The 17,072-nt window shown below is 49.4% G+C and carries 15 protein-coding genes; 13 read left to right on the top strand and 2 right to left on the bottom strand.

The annotated features are described in order from the left end of the window. Positions 1–6: 6 nt before the first annotated feature. From mnmE to pta, 8 genes are all read left to right on the top strand, one after another. Positions 7–1,428: a tRNA uridine-5-carboxymethylaminomethyl(34) synthesis GTPase MnmE gene (gene mnmE, locus BN3910_RS05990; protein WP_066925341.1), complete on the top strand. Its 1,422-nt coding sequence runs from the start codon at positions 7–9 to the stop codon at positions 1,426–1,428. A 9-nt stretch (positions 1,429–1,437) separates the two neighbouring features. Continuing rightward, the gene (mnmG, locus tag BN3910_RS05985; RefSeq protein WP_066925338.1) at positions 1,438–3,348 is read left to right on the top strand and encodes a tRNA uridine-5-carboxymethylaminomethyl(34) synthesis enzyme MnmG; all 1,911 of its coding nucleotides are present in this window, start codon (positions 1,438–1,440) and stop codon (positions 3,346–3,348) included. Then, positions 3,341–4,069, top strand: a complete 729-nt coding sequence (gene rsmG / locus BN3910_RS05980; RefSeq protein ID WP_066925335.1) for a 16S rRNA (guanine(527)-N(7))-methyltransferase RsmG — start codon at positions 3,341–3,343, stop codon at positions 4,067–4,069. The genes mnmG and rsmG overlap by 8 nt, the downstream gene beginning before the upstream one ends. A gap of 259 nt (positions 4,070–4,328) precedes the next feature. Then, complete coding sequence (locus BN3910_RS05975; RefSeq protein WP_066925332.1) at positions 4,329–5,570, top strand: competence/damage-inducible protein A; 1,242 nt, start codon at positions 4,329–4,331, stop codon at positions 5,568–5,570. Then, positions 5,558–6,355 carry a ParA family protein gene (locus BN3910_RS05970; RefSeq protein WP_066925330.1) on the top strand — a complete coding sequence of 266 codons (798 nt, stop codon included), beginning with the start codon at positions 5,558–5,560 and terminating at the stop codon, positions 6,353–6,355. The genes BN3910_RS05975 and BN3910_RS05970 overlap by 13 nt, the downstream gene beginning before the upstream one ends. Positions 6,356–6,357: 2 nt before the next feature. Next, positions 6,358–7,368, top strand: a complete 1,011-nt coding sequence (locus BN3910_RS05965) for a ParB/RepB/Spo0J family partition protein (RefSeq protein ID WP_066925327.1) — start codon at positions 6,358–6,360, stop codon at positions 7,366–7,368. 11 nt (positions 7,369–7,379) lie between these two features. Further along, positions 7,380–8,519 carry a DUF4446 family protein gene (locus BN3910_RS05960; protein ID WP_066925324.1) on the top strand — a complete coding sequence of 380 codons (1,140 nt, stop codon included), beginning with the start codon at positions 7,380–7,382 and terminating at the stop codon, positions 8,517–8,519. Positions 8,520–8,608: 89 nt separating this feature from the next. Then, positions 8,609–9,586, top strand: a complete 978-nt coding sequence (gene pta / locus BN3910_RS05955; RefSeq protein ID WP_066925320.1) for a phosphate acetyltransferase — start codon at positions 8,609–8,611, stop codon at positions 9,584–9,586. Between the two features lie 95 nt (positions 9,587–9,681). Here pta and BN3910_RS05950 read toward each other — a convergent pair whose 3' ends face one another. After that, the gene (locus tag BN3910_RS05950; protein WP_066925317.1) at positions 9,682–11,136 is read right to left on the bottom strand and encodes a nicotinate phosphoribosyltransferase; all 1,455 of its coding nucleotides are present in this window, start codon (positions 11,134–11,136) and stop codon (positions 9,682–9,684) included. 140 nt (positions 11,137–11,276) lie between these two features. Between BN3910_RS05950 and BN3910_RS05945 the strand changes: the two genes are divergently transcribed. From BN3910_RS05945 to BN3910_RS05925, 5 genes are all read left to right on the top strand, one after another. Beyond that, positions 11,277–11,945 (top strand): HAD family hydrolase, encoded by a 669-nt coding sequence (locus tag BN3910_RS05945; protein ID WP_066925314.1) that lies wholly within the window; start codon positions 11,277–11,279, stop codon positions 11,943–11,945. Between the two features lie 48 nt (positions 11,946–11,993). Then, positions 11,994–12,302: a thioredoxin gene (gene trxA, locus BN3910_RS05940; protein ID WP_066925312.1), complete on the top strand. Its 309-nt coding sequence runs from the start codon at positions 11,994–11,996 to the stop codon at positions 12,300–12,302. Further along, positions 12,292–13,197: an NAD(P)/FAD-dependent oxidoreductase gene (locus BN3910_RS05935; RefSeq protein WP_066925309.1), complete on the top strand. Its 906-nt coding sequence runs from the start codon at positions 12,292–12,294 to the stop codon at positions 13,195–13,197. Before trxA ends, BN3910_RS05935 begins: the two co-directional genes overlap by 11 nt. Positions 13,198–13,279: 82 nt before the next feature. Then, positions 13,280–14,137 carry a DegV family protein gene (locus tag BN3910_RS05930; protein WP_066925306.1) on the top strand — a complete coding sequence of 286 codons (858 nt, stop codon included), beginning with the start codon at positions 13,280–13,282 and terminating at the stop codon, positions 14,135–14,137. A gap of 38 nt (positions 14,138–14,175) precedes the next feature. After that, positions 14,176–15,564, top strand: a complete 1,389-nt coding sequence (locus BN3910_RS05925) for a class II fumarate hydratase (protein ID WP_066925303.1) — start codon at positions 14,176–14,178, stop codon at positions 15,562–15,564. A 112-nt stretch (positions 15,565–15,676) separates the two neighbouring features. On the opposite strand, the gene BN3910_RS05920 is transcribed toward BN3910_RS05925, so the two are convergent. Next, positions 15,677–16,786 carry a glycosyltransferase family 4 protein gene (locus tag BN3910_RS05920; RefSeq protein WP_197457230.1) on the bottom strand — a complete coding sequence of 370 codons (1,110 nt, stop codon included), beginning with the start codon at positions 16,784–16,786 and terminating at the stop codon, positions 15,677–15,679. Between the last annotated feature and the right edge of the window lie 286 nt (positions 16,787–17,072).

Below are 17,072 nucleotides of genomic sequence, written 5' to 3'. Positions count from 1 at the left end.
TATCGCATGACAAAACAGACCTCTACAACAGCGACGGGAAGTCTTCGTGAGGACACCATTGCCGCTATTTCCACTTCCCTCGGCCCCTCAGGTATCGGTATTGTTCGTCTGAGCGGTCCGGATGCCTTTGCTATCGTTAATCGGCTGTTTCAACCGGCAGACGGCAAGCCGTTTTCTCCTGCACATCATCGCCGTCTTCGCTATGGATGGATTGTTGCCGGTGATGAGCGAATTGATGAGGTATTGGTTTCTTGTATGCCCGGACCGCATACGTATACGGCGGAAGATGTGGCGGAAATTAATACACATGGTGGAGCCGTTTCGGTGAAGCGCGTTCTTTCGTGTGTATTGCACGGCGGGGCTCGATTGGCGGAAGCAGGAGAGTTTACGCGCAGGGCGTTCTTAAATGGACGCATTGATCTTGCACAGGCTGAAGCGGTCATGGATATTATCGACGCCAAAACGGAGCAGGCGCAGGCACAGGCATTAAACCAGCTATCCGGTGAACTTTCCGGCGAAATTAACACGATTAAAGAAAACATGCTGCATCTTTTAAGTCATGTGGAATACGCCATCAATTTTATGGAAGATGCAGAAGAAGATCTCCCCCTCCAACCGATGTTGGACGAGGCGGAGACGATTTCGAAACGAATGGCTATCCTTCTTCACGAGGCGGACAGCGGTCGTCTGATTCGAGAAGGCATTGCGACGGTGATTGCCGGTCGACCCAATGTGGGAAAATCTTCTCTCCTAAACGCCTTATTGCGCCAGGAGCGTGCCATCGTGACCGATATTCCCGGAACAACACGCGATGCCATTGAAGAGAACTATATTTTGGACGGTGTCTGTTTACGCCTGATTGACACAGCGGGTATTCGCGACACAGCGGATGCCGTGGAATCCATCGGCGTGACGATCAGCCGAAGTCATGTGGCGCAAGCCGATTTGATTTTGGCGATGCTTGACGGATCAAGACCGTTTTCGGAGGAGGAAGAATCTTTTCTTCAGGAAGTGGCGGATAAACCCGTGATTATTCTTCTCAACAAACAGGATCTTTCCCTCTCCCCGAGCATGAAAAGCGCCAAAGATCGTTGGCAAAAAGAAAAACCGGAGATTCCCTGGATTGCTCTCTCCGCAAAGGAGAAAACCGGGTTGGACAAGCTGAAGACTGCTATATTAGATCGTATTTTTCAGGGCCATGTGCCGGAACGACCGGTCATGCTTTCCAATATTCGCCATATTGATCAGTTGACTAAAGCAAGAGAGGCATTGGATGAAGCACGACAGGCTTTGGCAGGTGGTGTTGTGCTCGATGCGGCAGAAGTGGATTTGCGCGAAAGCTACAATTGTTTAGCGGATATTACCGGTGAACGCGCCGGTGAAGAGGTGTTGGATCGTATTTTTCGTGATTTTTGTGTAGGGAAATAAGGGATAGCCATGGATGAGAAACACTACAAAAGAAATAGCGTGGATGTGGTGGTTATCGGTGCCGGCCATGCCGGATGTGAAGCCGCTTTAGCAAGTGCCCGGCTCGGCATGGAAACAGTTATGCTGACGATCAGTCTTGACTCTGTGGGCGATATGCCTTGCAATCCGAATGTCGGAGGAACGGGAAAAGGACACCTGGTGCGTGAAGTGGATGCGCTTGGCGGCGAAATGGCGACCGTTATTGACGAAACCTTTTTACAATCGCGAATGCTGAATACATCCAAGGGACCGGCCATCCATTCCCTACGCGTTCAAGCGGACAAACGACGCTATCATGAAGTCATGAAGCAGCGCTTAGAAAAACAGTCAAGCTTGCAGTTGATCGAGGGCGAGGCTGTTGAACTGGTCATCGAAAAAGGAAAAGTCTGTGGTGTAGTAACCCTGCAGGGCGCCTTCTATGAAGCTCGTGCGGTGATCATCTGTACGGGTACGTTTCTCAACGGCACCATTCTCATGGGCGATGTCAGCTATTCATCCGGTCCGCATGGACTTCGCCCATCTCTTTATTTCAGCACCTCTTTACAGAAGGCGGGAATCCCTCTAAAACGATTCAAAACTGGGACGCCGGCACGCATTAATCGTCGTTCCATAGATTACTCCCAACTTATTCTGCAGGAAGGCGATCCGGAAATTGTGCCCTTCTCTTTCTTAAATCAGGACAAGGCGTATGATGCCGCAAACCAGATGCCCTGCTATCTTACCTATACGACCGATGAAACGAAGCGCATTATTGACGAAAATCTGCACCGCTCTCCCATGTATTCCGGTGAAAAACATGGTGTCGGTCCGCGTTATTGCCCATCTTTAGAAGATAAGATGGTTCGGTTTGCTGATCATCCTCAGCATCAGATCTTCTTAGAGCCGGAAGGACGAACGACAGAAGAAGTATATGTGCAAGGTGCAAGTACAACCCTTCCTGAAGAAGTGCAGATGGCTTTTTATCGGACCATCAAAGGCCTGGAAAACGTAGAAATCATGCGTTCCGCTTACGGAATAGAATATGACTGTATTGATGCACGAGCTCTGAAAAGCTCACTGGAAGCGCGTTCGTGCGAGGGGCTTTTCTTTGCAGGACAGGTAAACGGATCATCAGGATACGAAGAAGCAGCTGCTCAGGGACTGATTGCCGGCATCAATGCTGCCCGTCTATTGTCCAATGAACCTCCCCTCGTGTTGGACCGTAGCCAGGCATACATTGGCGTTCTGATTGATGACTTAGTTACAAAAGGGACGAACGAACCCTATCGCATGATGACCTCACGCTGCGAATATCGCCTGAGTCTTCGCCAAAACAATGCCGATCTGCGTTTGACCGGTATCGGTCACGCCATCGGCCTTGCTTCTCATAAGCGCTATCAACGAATGAAAGAGAAATGGGAGCGCATTGCCAAGGAAGAAGAGCGATTAAAGGCGCTCATGATTACACCTACGGAAAAAAACAACTCCTTTTTGGCGACACAGTCGTCTTCACCGATCAAGACGGGCGTTACCTTGGCCGAACTGCTTCGCCGCCCCGAATTGACGTATGACGGACTTTCTTCGCTCGATCCGGAGCGCCCCGAATTAACAAAAGAAATTCGCATGGAAGTCGAAACCCAGATTAAATACGAAGGATACATTGCCAAGCAGAATGCGCAAATTGCGCAGTTCAAGAAGTTGGAAGGTCGAAAACTTACGGCAATGGACTACACCATGGTTTCGGGTTTGAAAAAAGAGGCGGCGGAAAAACTTAATGCCGTGCAACCCGAGTCTGTAGGACAAGCCTCCCGCATTAGCGGTGTATCCCCTGCGGATATGAATGTGCTGCTGATCTATCTCGAAACACAACGCCGAAAGGAAAAGGAGCTCTCTCATGAATGAGCGGGATATGGATTTTGCAGCGCGAGCGAAGAAAGCCGGCATTGTTCTAAGCGACTTGCAGTGTAAACAGTTTGCTGACTATCGCACACTGTTGATCGCATGGAACAAAAAAATGGATCTAACCGCCATTACCGATCCGGGAGAGATCGACAATAAACATTTTCTCGATTCGCTTAGCATCCTTCGTTTCTTTCCGGATGGGATTACCGGACGCGTGATAGACATCGGAACCGGCGCGGGATTCCCCTCGATCCCCGTAAAGATATTGAACCCGCTGATGCCTCTAACATTGGTGGACAGTCTGAATAAGCGAATTGTATTTTTGCAAGAGGTTGTGAAAAATCTTGCCTTGACCGATGTTTCGTTAGTTCATGCGCGCGCTGAAGACTTTTTACGGGCACAGCCGGAAAACACACATCGCGAAGCCTACGATTATGTGTTTGCTCGTGCTGTTGCACCGCTTCCGGTACTTTTGGAATACACTCTCCCGGCCTTGCGCATCGGAGGAGAACTCATTGCCATGAAGGGGCCGAGCGCAATGCAGGAAGTTGAAGACGCAAGGAATGCTCTTTCGGAGCTGGGTGGCGAGCTGGTTGAGGCGGATGATTTTATATGGACGGAGCAACGGTTTCAGCGAGTGAACTTACGCATTCGAAAAATACGTCCCACACCGGAACGGTACCCACGCGGGAAGGGAAAAGCGAAGAAACGACCGCTATAACAACGGCCCTTATGAAAACAAGCTGAATTGAAAATCATTTTCTATGCCGCAAAATGTTTCACGTGAAACATTTTGCGGCCTTTTGTTTTTTTAAGTATAACAGAATGCATGGAAAATCAGGAGGATGTTTCACGTGAAACATTTTGAAACAGAATATCGTGAAAATGGGACGCCAATCTATTTTCCTTTGCTATAATTGTCTTGGAATGAACGCCGATGTAAAGTAAATTGTTTCACGTGAAACATTTTGGAGATCAAGATGATTGTTGAATGTATTTCTGTGGGTACGGAAATTTTGCTTGGCGATATTTTGAATACAAATGTTCAGTATCTGTCGCAACTGTGTGCAGAAGTGGGGCTGGACGTGTTCCACACGTCAGTCGTAGGTGATAATGAGAAAAGGTTGACCGAATCACTGTGCGTAGCTTGTGAAAGAGCAGACGTGGTTATTCTAACGGGCGGACTTGGCTCTACAGACGATGACATAACCAAGCGTGTGGTTATCAATTTTCTTCATCAAGGAACACAGGTTAGCGAATACAATAAGAAGACGATTGAAGGCTGGTTTGACAACGAAAAGGCGCGAAAGGACAACGAGATTGTTTATACCTTTCCAAAAAACGCGACCATTCTTGAAAACCAAGTTGGAACGGCATCGGGTGCCGTCATTCCTTTTGATATAGAAGGGAAAAAGGGATATATCGTTATTCTTCCGGGACCACCGAAAGAGATGATTCCGATGGTGGAGAAGGAGCTGCGACCGGTGCTTTACCGTTGGTCTAAGGGTGTGACGGAATCGCTTGTCGTGCGCTTTGGCATTTTAGGTGAATACCAGATAAATGAGAGATTGAGAGAAGAAATCTCTTCGGGTACCAATCCGACGATTGCGCCGTATGTGAAAGAAGATGGCGCTTTGATTCGCATTACTGCGAAGGCCTCAACCGACAAAGAAGCCAAGGAGATGATTGCGCAGGCGTATAACAAGGTGAAGGAAAAACTTGGCAAATACATCGTTGCGGTTGGCGAAGAAACTCGATCCGATGTTCTTGTACGCCTGCTGAGGGAAAGAAATGAATCCGTGTCGATGGCTGAGAGCATTACGGGAGGAATGGTCGCTTCAACCGTGATTGAATCTCCCGGCGCCTCTATTGTCTTAGAACAGGCTTTTGTAGTCTATAGTGATCGTGCAAAGCATAAGCTGCTGGGCATTCCCAAAAAAACGCTGGAAAAACATACCGCAGTGAGCCGAAAAGTCTGTCGGAGTATGCTTAAAGGCCTGGCGGAGAGAACCGGAAGCGATTTATGTATCGCGACAACGGGCTACGCGGGGCCGGAGGGAGAAGAGGTCGGACTTTGCTATATCGGCATAGGCTATCACGGAAAGAGGTGCATTTTTAAGCATCACTTACACGGGGAGCGCAACCACATACGAAATCGAGCGAAAAACCTGGCGATTGACTATGCAATCATGATGATGAAGGGTGAATTATGGGAAGAATAATCAGCATTTATAATCAAAAGGGCGGTGTGGGCAAGACAACTACCGTGGTCAACCTTGCAGCGGCGTTGGCACTTACCGGCCTGGTCAAGAAAAAGGTGTTGGTGATTGACTTAGATCCGCAGGGAAATACGACATCCGGTTTCGGTATCGAGAAGAATACGGATCATCCGGACATCTATTCGGTTATGTTACAGGAGTCTGCGCTGAACGAAGCGTGGCAGTCTGTTCGTAAGGAGACACTGAAAGTGGTACCGTCCACGGCGGATCTTACCGGTTTTGAGATTGAATCCGCAACTATGGCGGATGCGCATCAACGGTTGAAAAACGTGCTTAAACCGGTTGCTGCGCAATTTGACTACATTCTCATTGATTGTCCGCCGTCATTGGGCATGCTCAGCATGAACGCATTAGTTGCTTCGGATTCGGTACTCATTCCGATTCAGACGGAATTCTATGCACTGGAAGGGGTCAGCCAACTGGTAAAAACGCTGTCTCTTGTGCGCGAAAGTCTGAACCCCGAATTGGAAGTGGAAGGGGTACTGTTAACGATGTATGACGCACGAACCAATTTAGCACAAGATGTTCGTGCCGAGGTGAACCGTTACTTTGAAGGAAAAGTCTTTGAGACGGAGATTCCGCGCAATGTGCGTTTGGCGGAGGCACCTTCTTTCGGAGAGAGTGCAGTAACGTACGATAAGTATTCCAAAGGTGCACAGGCGTATATCAAATTGGCGAAAGAAATCAAAAAAAAGCATGGAAAAGATCATGCGGAAGATAAGGAGTGACCATGGCACGAAAAAGAGGCTTGGGCAGGGGACTGGGCGCGTTGATTCCAACGGGAACAGAGGAGAAAAAAGCGGCGGTAGAGAACGAGAAAACGACCGGAAATTCGGGAAGAACGACCGCGAATGCGGAGAAATCGACAAAGAAGAAGACCGCGTCGACGAAAAAGCCTGTCACGCCGAAAAAGGAAACGAAGCACACAACAACGAACAAAGAAGAGAAGCATACGACGGCAGAAACGGTATTGCGCTCCATTCAGCATCTGGCACTTGACCAGATTGAACCGAATCCGGATCAGCCGAGAAAAACCTTTAATGCACAATCCATGGCGGAACTGTCCGAATCGATTCGTACGTATGGCGTTCTTCAGCCGATTGTAGTGGAAAAATACACGGCTCCGGGTCATGCGCCGTATCGGATTATTGCCGGTGAAAGGCGCTATCGCGCGGCGAAAGATGCAGGATTGACCGAAGTGCCGGTTGTTCTGCGTGCCGATCATCCTGAAGAGCAGATGTTGCTTTCGGTTGTAGAAAATGTGCAACGACAGGATTTGAACCCGGTAGAAGAAGCCGTAGCTTATCAGCACATTATGGAAGAGCGAAACATGACCCAGCAGGAACTGGCCGACGCATTGGGAAAGTCACGCCCCTATATTGCGAATGCTGTTCGTTTGCTGCGATTGGATGATGCTTCCCTTGATGCCTTGCGAGAAGGCAGCCTGACTTCTTCGCAGGCGCGCACGCTGTTGGCAGAAAAAGATCTGAAAAAGCGCGCCGCCTATCTTAAACTTCTCACCGAAGGGCGAGCAAGTGTAAAGGAAGTCGAAAACCGTCGCAAGAAACCAAAAACAACCGACGCGTTTTTAGCCGATGTGGAACGCCGTTTTTCGGAAGCCTTGGAAACAAATGTAGCGGTGATTTCTCGCCGAAAAGGCTGGAGTGTTCAGATTGCCTGCTATAATGAAGAAGAGTTAAATCGACTGTTGGAACGGCTTAGTGTGCCGGACCAACATTGAAAGGAACGACTATGCCCACTATTCTTATGCCGATCCTCTTGGTCTTGGTCTTTATCCTGATGATCGGCTGCTTTTACATTGCCGGCAACATGAACAACAAACTCAATCGTATGCGTCGCCGCTACGATATGCTTCTTCGCGGCCATTCGGATATCAATTTGGAAGAGCTTCTCCTCAGCTTTTCCGATGAATTGAATGGGTTTAAAGAAGAACGAGCCAAAACGGAACAAAAACTCTATCACGTCGAACAATGGATAGCGCGCACGGATACGGATCAAACGGCGCATGTGGATGAACGCTTTGCCACCATATCACGACAAATTACGGATGAAATGCATCAGAGTACGTCAAATGTCATGCAAAACCTTAACCGCATCGATACCGAAGTCAACGCTCGTATGACGGCGGTCGAAAAAGGAAGTGCTGAAACCGTTAATCGGGAAGCGGCCGCTCTTCGCGCACAGCTCAGTGAGTTCTCGCAATCCATCGTTCGTCAGGTAAAGAAAAATGAAGAAGATGCCTTTGTCCGCTTTGATAGCTTGGAAAAGGACGCAGCAAAACAAAAAGAAGAGACGGCCAACCGTTTAGATCACGTGGAGAATGATGCGATCGTGCGTTTTCAACAGCTGGAGAACGGTCTGGTGGAACGTATTGGCGGATTACAAACCATTACCCAAAATCGCTTCCAGAGCATGGAACAAAAGACACAGGAAAACTTTGCTGCGGGTCGAGCTGAAACGGAGAAATGGTTAAAAACGTTGGAGCAGAATACCAAAGCACAGACGGAAGCGATGGGAAAAGAACTGCATCGACGGGTGGATGTGCTACAAAAAGAGACCAATGACCGGGTGTCGAATTTCCAAAAAGAGACGACGGAGAAGGTGAAAAGCGAGTCCTTGCGGCTGCGTGAGCAGTTGGCGATGGCCATTCAAAAGATTTATTTGCATCGCTATAATGCGTTTGAGGATGTAGCCGGAGAAAGCAGCTTTACGGCGGTTCTTCTGGATGAATACCGCAACGGACTGATCTTAACGACCATTTATTCCCGTGAAAACACCAACACCTTTGCAAAAGAAATTCGCTCCGGTGAACCGGTACAGAAACTTTCGCCTGAAGAGGAATATGCGCTCAGTGAAGCGATGAAGCGTTAACCCTTTGTTAGGGTAAATAGGGACAGAATGAATGGCGGGTGTTTCGCGTGAGCGAATCAAGCCGCCGGGAAGAACAAAAAGGAGAGGTTATGAGCATTGTTCAAGAAGCAACAAAAGCGATAAGGGGAAAAAATATTCGCATCGTCTATCCGGAAGGGACAGACGCACGCATTCTACGTGCGGCAGTTCGCCATGCGAAGGACGGCATCATTCATCCCATTCTGTTAGGAACAAGGGAGGAAGTCGAGAAGCTCGCCGAAGAAGAGGGCGTATCCTTAGAAGGCGTAGATTTTATCGATTATCAGCATTATGATCGCTATGGCGAAATGCTGGCGAAGCTATTGGAACGCCGCAAGGGAAAAATCGATGAGACCAAAGCGCATAAAATGCTGAATGACCGCAACTATTTTGGAACGATGTTGGTTTATATGGGAGAAGCGGACGGTCTGGTTTCCGGTGCGGATGGTCCGACAGGCGATACCATTCGCCCGGCATTACAGATTATTAAAACCAAACCGGATGCAAAACTGGTCAGTGGCTGCTTTATCATGATTTCTCCGGATGAAAAGGAACGTCTGCTGTTTGCCGACTCGGCGGTAAATATTTCGCCGACGGAAGAACAGCTTGCCGATATTGCGTACCAAACAGCGCAGACGGCGGAAATCTTTAAGATTGAGCCGAACGTGGCGATGCTTTCCTTCTCGACCTACGGCTCTGCCAGCTCGCCGGAGCAGGAGAAAATGGCGAATGCCACCAAGATTGCCAAAAAGAACTATCCGAACTTGAATGTTGACGGGGAAATGCAACTGGATGCAGCTTGGAATGAAGTCGTCGCCAAGAAGAAGGCACCGGGTTCCCCGGTCGCCGGAAAAGCGCGCGTTTTCATTTTCCCGGATCTGCAATCGGGCAACATCGGCTACAAAATTGCTCAACGTTTGGGCAACTACACCGCTCTCGGCCCGCTGCTGCAAGGAATGGCTCGCCCGGTCAACGACCTTTCGCGTGGTTGCTCCGAGCAGGATGCATACGAAATCGGCATTATCACGGCTTATCAGGCGATGAACTGATCATCAATACAAAAAAAGAAAAGAGAGACGCCTGTTTCAGCAGGTGTCTCTCTTTTTGTCTAAACGGATGATCTATGAACGATGACAGCGTGTTTCTACGGACGAATGTGCTGTTGTGTACGCGCGAGAAGGTCGTGTTTCATATCCCAGACTGCTAACGAAAGATCGACTTTGTATTCATGGGGATTATCAAAGCGCTTATACTCTTCCCATAGTGTATCCAGCTCTTTTGCGCAGTAGTCACGGCGATCCTTAAGTGACGGCAGGTCGTAAACCAATTTGCCGTCGGAAAAAATGCGTTCTCTCATCTCGCGTGCCACAAAGTTTTCCAAGCGCATACGCTTCCAGGTATAGACCGGATGGAAGAGTTCGTAAGGCGACTGATCGTCAATCTTCTCTTCTTTCATCGTAATAACGTCGGCAAGCGCCTTGCCGGTGGCTTTGTCATAGAGACGATGGAAGGTTTTGAATCCCGGGGTGGTGATTTTTTCCACGTTTTCGGAAATTTTAATGCGCGGTTCAAACACCCCGTCCTGTTCCATGCCGACTAACTTATAAACGCCGCCGAAGACCGGAGAGGATTGTGCGGTGATGAGATTTTCACCGACACCGAAACTGTCAATTTTAGCTCCTTGCGCTAAAATATCCTCAATACGATACTCATCCAGGGCGTTGGATGCAACAATTTTGGCCTCCGGATAACCCGCTTCATCCAGCATGATGCGCGCTTTCTTACTGAGATAGGCGATATCGCCGGAATCCAAGCGGATGCCGCCGGAAATTCCCTTCGGCTTGAGCACTTCATCAAAAACACGAATGGCGTTGGGAACACCGCTGGAAAGCGTATCATAGGTATCGACCAGAAGCGTGGCGTTGGTGGGGTAGGTCTCCGCATAGGCTTTAAAGGCTTCATATTCCGTGGGGAAAAGCTGAACCCAGGAATGCGCCATGGTGCCAAGAGCGGGAACGCCAAAGCGCTGGTCGGATAGCGTATTGGCCGTGCCGACACAACCGCCGATATACGCAGCGCGTGCGCCAAGCGTCGCGGCGTCCGGGCCTTGAGCGCGGCGGGAACCGAACTCCATGACAGGCCGTCCTTTTGCGGCACGTACAATGCGACTGGCTTTTGTTGCGATGAGCGACTGATGATTGACGAGCAATAACAGCATGGTTTCAATCAGGCTTGTCTGTATCATGGGTCCGCGTACGGTAATGAGCGGTTCATTGGGAAATACGACGCTGCCGTCCGGAACACTCCAAACATCGCAGGAAAAACGCATATCTTTTAAATACGCCAGGAAGGCGTCATTAAAGATCTTTTTGCTGCGCAAAAAAGCAATGTCTTCCTCGCTGAAATGCAGATCACGCAAATATTCGATCACGGACTCCAGGCCGGAAAAGATGGCAAAGCCGGCCTGATCCGGATTTACGCGGTAAAACAGATCAAAGTAACCGACGGTATTCTGCAACCCGCGTTCAAAATAGCCATTGGCCATGGTCATTTCATAAAAGTCGAAAAGCATGGACAAGTTTTCTTCCGAGCGTTTCATTTGTTCCTCCTGAACCCTACTAAGTGAAAAGCGTATCCGCCTTTATTTCCCTCATTTTAACACATTTTCCCGCATTCTCATTTGTTGTATATTCAGTATAATATTGGGAGAATAGGAGAAAATGAAGCGGGAGGAGAAACGTGAAATCAGTCATTCTTTTTGATTTAGACGGCACACTTCTCTATACGTTACCTTCCATTACAGCGGCAATGAATCGCACGTTGGAGCGATTCGGCCTGCGCTTGATTTCGCTGGAACGTGTACGTCAACTCGTCGGCAACAGTTCTCGCTATCTGGTGGAGCATGCGGTAGCAGAATGTGGGGGGAACGGATGGTCGGACGGACAGATCAAAGCTTTCCTGGATGCCTATAATGCGGACTATCTGTCGCACCCCATTGAAGGAACGACGCCCTATCCCGGAACCGAAACGTTGCTGGATGCCTTAAAGGTTCAAAAAAAACAGGTGTGGGTCTATTCCAACAAACCGGATGCTATCGCAAAAGAAATAGTGCACCATTTTTTTGGGGCGCGAGTAGACAAAATTCGGGGATATCGTGAGGATACCGCAAGAAAGCCCGATCCGGAAGGCGTGTATGCGATGCTTAAGGAAGGTGGAAAACAAGTGTCGGACGTTATATATGTCGGGGACAGTGAAGTCGATTGGAAGCTGGCACAGGCAGCCGGGTTGGATATGCTTTTACTTTCTTACGGTTTTCGTTCGGAAGAGGAATTGCGCAAAAGGACAACGGCAAAGTCTTTTATTGCCACACCGGAGCAATTGAAAAGCGTTCTGCTGGGGTATTTCTAAGCTATGTGTTGCGGCGTCGTCGCACGGGAAAGAAAGGAGAAGAAGAAAATGAAAAAGATTGATACGCAAGAATTTCGCACGCTTGTTTTAGAGGGGAAGGGCGTATGCTTGGTGGATTTTTCCGCGACATGGTGCGGCCCATGCCAGATGCTGGCGCCCGTTCTGGAAGAGTTGAGCGCAGAGGGACACACGATTTATTCGGTGGATGTGGATGAGGAAGGTCCCTTAGCCATGGAATATCGTGTTTCCGGCGTTCCGACGATGATCATTTTTAAGGACGGTGAAAAGAAGGAACAACTGGTCGGCCTGACGCCGAAGCAGACGATTCTGGATAAATTGGCCTACTATGAAAACTAACGATCAGGCGCTTTACGATGTCGCCGTGGTAGGAAGTGGACCCGCCGGACTTTCTGCGGCGCTTAATGCCGCCGTTCGACAAAAATCGGTAGTGCTCTTCGGCTCTTCCCGCAGCGAACGTCTTTTGCAGACGGAGTCCATTGAGAATTATTTGGGGTTGCCGGGTGAATCCGGAGAAACCCTATTGGAAAAATTTTTTATGCACATTGAGCACTATCCGTCCATAGTTCTTCGGAAAGAGAATGTGCAAATGATCTATGATATGGGGGAAGCCATCGGCCTTTTGTTGGCTGAAAATGAAATTGTGCGGGCAAGAAGCGTGGTACTCGCAACGGGAGTGAACTTTGGCCCGTTGCTTCCCGGAGAAGAAACCTTTCTGGGCAAAGGCGTAGGCTACTGCGCAACGTGTGATGCCGCATTGTACAAGGGACGTCCGGTGGTCGTTGTTGGCTACAATGAAGAAGCGGCAACTGAGGCGAACTTTATTGCTGAGCTGGCGTCCTCAACGGTGTTTGTGAATCGTACCGGCAGGGACTATCCTCTTATGGAAGGCATTCGGGAAACACGGCAAAAACCGCTGGAGATTTTAGGCGATGATCGTGCCCGTGCGTTGCGCCTGGAAGACGAGATTTTGGAGGCGGAAGGCTTTTTCTTGTTGCGGGATGCGCGTGCGGCAGATGCACTCGTGCCGGGGATAGCGCTAAAGGGAAGACACGTCGCGGTGGATCAAGACATGGCCACCAATCTTCCCGGCATCTTTGCGGCAGGAGACCTGGTCGGTACACCTTATCAAATCAATGTGGCCTGTGGGCGCGGCCAAATTGCGGGACTTTCCGCTGCAAGCTATGCCACTCGGCGTTTGACGAAGGAAAAGAATGTCACCTCTGAATCATGAGTTGATTTTGGACAGATAGGGACAAGAAAAGAATTCCGCATCGTTTACGAGAAGAAGGCGAGCGGAGAGGGAAAGGAAACCGATGGCTATCCGAATTATCATCGATTCAGCCAGTGACTATACGAAGGAAGAGGCGGAGAAAGAAGGTCTGCTTTTCGTTCCCATGGGGGTTTCGTTTGGGAATACGGCCTATCTTGACGGCGTCAATTTAACCAAAGACGCTTTTTATGATCTGTTGGTCGATCAGGGAGGCATGCCTGTCAGCAGCCAGCCTTCGCCACAGCATCTGATGGAAGCGTTTCAGACCGTTGTTGATGCCGGCGATTATGGCATCCTGCTCACGATGGGCAGTTCTCTTTCCGGAACGTATCAAACGGCAAAGATGATCGCCGAAGACTATGACGGAAAGATTGCCGTTATTGATTCCGAGACCATTTCGGTGGCGGAGCGTCTTTTGGTGCGCACGGCAAAACAGATTGCAGAGGAAGCGAGAACGCTGGAAGAGGCGGTAGAGACCATCCAGGAGAAAATACGCCATCTTTATCTCTTCGGCTATATGGATCAATTGGAATACCTGAAGCGTGGCGGACGCATTTCGCCGGCGATGAACTTTATGGCCAATCTCTTTTCCGTTAAGGCGATTATCTATATCTATAACAACACGTTTGAATTGTATAAACGCGCACGGGGAAAGCAAAAAGGGTGGATGGAGTTGGCCAACATTTTGCGCGAAAAAGAAGGTATTCAGCGTGACAGCGTGATTTATGGCTATACTGGCTACACGGATCGCTATCCGAAGGAATTTATGCGGCAATATCCTGATCTGGCCGTTCCTGAGGAGAGGGTCTTTCGTATCGGTTCAACCATTGGCACGCATGCCGGTCCGGGAGCGCTGGCCGTGGCCTTCTTTGCCGATCCGGACACGGCGTTGGGCCACTGATTGCGAGCAGAAACGTGAACGGAAAAGAAGGAGAGATCATGCAGGAAAAATTTGTTCCGACCAACCGAATGCGCATGGAAAAAGACGCACTGGGGGAAGTCCCGGTGCCGGAAACGGCGTATTGGGGCGCGCAGACGGAAAGAAGCCTTCATCATTTTCCGACGGATGGAGGAACGATGCCCCTAGAAGTGATCTATGCTCTGGCGCGTATTAAAAAAGCGGCAGCAGGGGTCAATGTGACGCTCGGGGCTCTGGATGAGCGACGTGCAGACCTTATCGACACCGTTTGTGAAGAAATTTTACAGGGAAAATTGGACACGCATTTTCCGCTTTCGATTTGGCAAACGGGAAGTGGTACGCAGACGAATATGAATGTAAACGAAGTGATTGCCCATCGCGGAAACGTCTTGGCCGGAGAAAACCTTCTGCATCCCAACGATCATGTGAATCGGTCCCAGAGTTCCAATGACGTATTTCCGAGTGCGATGTATATTGCCGCCAGGGAACAGGCGGAGAGACGACTTTTACCGGCTCTTTCGGCCTTAATTCAGGCCTTTCGCCAAAAAGAAGAAGAGGTTTGCGATGTCATTAAAACGGGTCGTACACACCTGCAGGATGCAACGCCGTTGACAGCTGCACAGGAGATATCCGCCTGGCGCGTGGCATTGGAAGAAAATGAAAAAGCCATACGCGAAGCGACGGAGGAACTGGGCGCTCTTCCGCTTGGCGGGACGGCCGTCGGCACCGGTCTAAATGCACCGAAAGGCTATGATCAAGCCATGTGTGAAGCGCTTTCCGCGCAGCTCGGTCTTATTTTTACACCATTGGAGAACAAGTTTTACGGGCTTTCTATGAAATCGCCGCTAAATCGGTTCCACGGCACGCTCAAGTCACTTGCGACGGATCTGAATAAAATCGCCAACGATATTCGTTTTTTATCCTGCGGGCCGCGTTGCGGTATCGGAGAATATCGTATTCCGGCCAATGAGCCGGGAAGCTCGATTATGCCCGGAAAGGTGAATCCGACTCAAGTCGAGTCGCTGACGATGATTTCCTTACAGGTTATGGGCAATGATGTTGCTGTGGGCATGGCGGCAGCCTCCGGACAGATGCAGCTGAACACTTATATGCCGTTGATCATTCACAATGTACTGACATCAATGCGCCTGTTGGCCGGTGGGATGGATTGTTTCCGTCAATTCCTGGTGGAAGGCCTTGAGGCGGATACGGCGCAGATGACCCATCTTCTTACGCAGTCGCTGATGCTGGTGACCGCTCTTGCGCCGCATATCGGCTACGACGCCGCATCCCAAATTGCCCATACTGCCCATAAGCGCGGTATAACGTTAAAAGAGGCAGCGCTGGAAAGCGGGCTGGTGACGAGCGAAGAATATGATCGTCTTGTGGATCCGGCGAAAATGGTGTAGTGCACATGCGAAATCAAAAAGAGAAGCGCCGCGGCAGGTTTGCTGTGGCGCTTGGTTTTTATAGAGGTAAGCGATAAGCGTTCGGATACGAACGTTTTGTCTTATACGATCGCTATTTGCTTTCAAAAAAGGTTTTTCCTCGTTTGCCATCGTACTTGTCAAAAATGCGGTGATAGTAGGCGACCCATTTTTCCGCAATGGCCTCTTCCGAATAATCTTGCGCAATTTTCATAGAGGAGTGCTGCGCTTGGGAATAGAAAGTGGAATCCGTTGACAGGCGCAGTAAAAGATCAGCAAAACCGGTATTATCGTTTGCACGAAGATAATCGGTAAAATAAATGACGCGATAGAGAGCCAAATCGCGAAGCACAATCGGCAAACCGCTATGTACCGCTTCCATGACCGCCATGGGAAAAAGTTCGGCATACGAGGGCATAAAAAGTACATTCATGGCATTATAAAGAGCATTCATTTCCTCGCGCGGAACGATGTCCAGGAAATGCACATTTTCCGGCGGATTCTCCATACGCTCTTTTAAATCTTTATAGCCGTCCGTAAATGCACCGAAAGAAAAGCCACCGGCCCAATAAAACTGCAACTGCGGACAGCGCTCGGCAACATCCAGAAAATCGGCCACGCCTTTTCGCGTTTGAACCTGACCGACGGAAATGACGTTAAAGGCTTCCGGATCGATGCGGTAGCGATCGTAAATAAGAGGATGCTCACCGCGTGCGGGACGAAAGGCGGAAGAATCCACCACATTGGGCATGTAAGTGATGCTCTCACGTGGCAGCCCATACTTCTCCAGTTCGTCAATAAAGTAGGGATTGACGACGACGAGTTCATCGGCACTTTTATACATTGTCATAACATAGCTGCTAAAGAGCTTATCGAAGGGCGGAGTAATCTGAATACTGCCTTCCAGCGTATCCGGCAGAAAATGAACATGCATGACCACCGGTGTTTTCGAGGCGATCATTTGGGCGTAACTCAAGGGATGAATGGTATGTACATGGGTGATTTCCGCATTTTTTGCCGTATTGCGCTGAATGCGCAGTGGTTCATGCGCATACGTTTCTAAGAGATGAATTAATTCATTCGTCGCGGATCCGACACCCTGTCCTGCGACATTGTTGCCGGGGGTTACCATGTTGATGGTCAGCATTTTTCCTCCTACTTGAAATTGACGGGAGACGGTAAAGGACGACTGCTCCTTGCTCATCGGCCCATCTTGGAATGGTTTGTTCCAGCATAGGCATTGGGCATGGTCAAATTGTGGAGAAACAGAAAGCCGGAAAGAGATGCTTGACGGCAATGCCGGAACAGAGTACCCTATGCGTGGTCAATGAACATATAGTTAGACGTTCTTTTGACAAGAAAGTCTTATCGTTTGAAAAGGATAGATAGAAGACGGAATACCCGACAGGGCAAGGATGAGGGCTTGACAAGAAAGCGTTTTTCCTTCATTGTAAATTATAGAAACGAAGATGGAGGAGTGGCGGAATGTG

It is taken from the genome of Murdochiella massiliensis (genome assembly GCF_900059565.1).
Classification (GTDB): Bacteria; Bacillota; Clostridia; order Tissierellales; family Peptoniphilaceae; genus Murdochiella; species Murdochiella massiliensis.
The sequence above is the reverse complement of the archived record's forward strand: the minus strand, read 5'-3'. Positions and strand labels throughout refer to the sequence as shown.

Excerpts from the sequence above, each read along its gene's own strand:
- BN3910_RS05925 (WP_066925303.1), top strand. The coding sequence starts at position 14,176 with ATGCAGGAAAAATTTGTTCCGACCAACCGAATGCGCATGGAAAAAGAC.
- BN3910_RS05975 (WP_066925332.1), top strand. The coding sequence starts at position 4,329 with ATGATTGTTGAATGTATTTCTGTGGGTACGGAAATTTTGCTTGGCGAT.
- BN3910_RS05930 (WP_066925306.1), top strand. The coding sequence starts at position 13,280 with ATGGCTATCCGAATTATCATCGATTCAGCCAGTGACTATACGAAGGAA.
- mnmG (WP_066925338.1), top strand. The coding sequence starts at position 1,438 with ATGGATGAGAAACACTACAAAAGAAATAGCGTGGATGTGGTGGTTATC.
- mnmE (WP_066925341.1), top strand. The coding sequence starts at position 7 with ATGACAAAACAGACCTCTACAACAGCGACGGGAAGTCTTCGTGAGGAC.
- BN3910_RS05920 (WP_197457230.1), bottom strand. The coding sequence starts at position 16,786 with ATGAGCAAGGAGCAGTCGTCCTTTACCGTCTCCCGTCAATTTCAAGTA.
- BN3910_RS05960 (WP_066925324.1), top strand. The coding sequence starts at position 7,380 with ATGCCCACTATTCTTATGCCGATCCTCTTGGTCTTGGTCTTTATCCTG.
- pta (WP_066925320.1), top strand. The coding sequence starts at position 8,609 with ATGAGCATTGTTCAAGAAGCAACAAAAGCGATAAGGGGAAAAAATATT.
- BN3910_RS05950 (WP_066925317.1), bottom strand. The coding sequence starts at position 11,136 with ATGAAACGCTCGGAAGAAAACTTGTCCATGCTTTTCGACTTTTATGAA.
- rsmG (WP_066925335.1), top strand. The coding sequence starts at position 3,341 with ATGAATGAGCGGGATATGGATTTTGCAGCGCGAGCGAAGAAAGCCGGC.
- BN3910_RS05970 (WP_066925330.1), top strand. The coding sequence starts at position 5,558 with ATGGGAAGAATAATCAGCATTTATAATCAAAAGGGCGGTGTGGGCAAG.
- trxA (WP_066925312.1), top strand. The coding sequence starts at position 11,994 with ATGAAAAAGATTGATACGCAAGAATTTCGCACGCTTGTTTTAGAGGGG.
- BN3910_RS05965 (WP_066925327.1), top strand. The coding sequence starts at position 6,358 with ATGGCACGAAAAAGAGGCTTGGGCAGGGGACTGGGCGCGTTGATTCCA.
- BN3910_RS05935 (WP_066925309.1), top strand. The coding sequence starts at position 12,292 with ATGAAAACTAACGATCAGGCGCTTTACGATGTCGCCGTGGTAGGAAGT.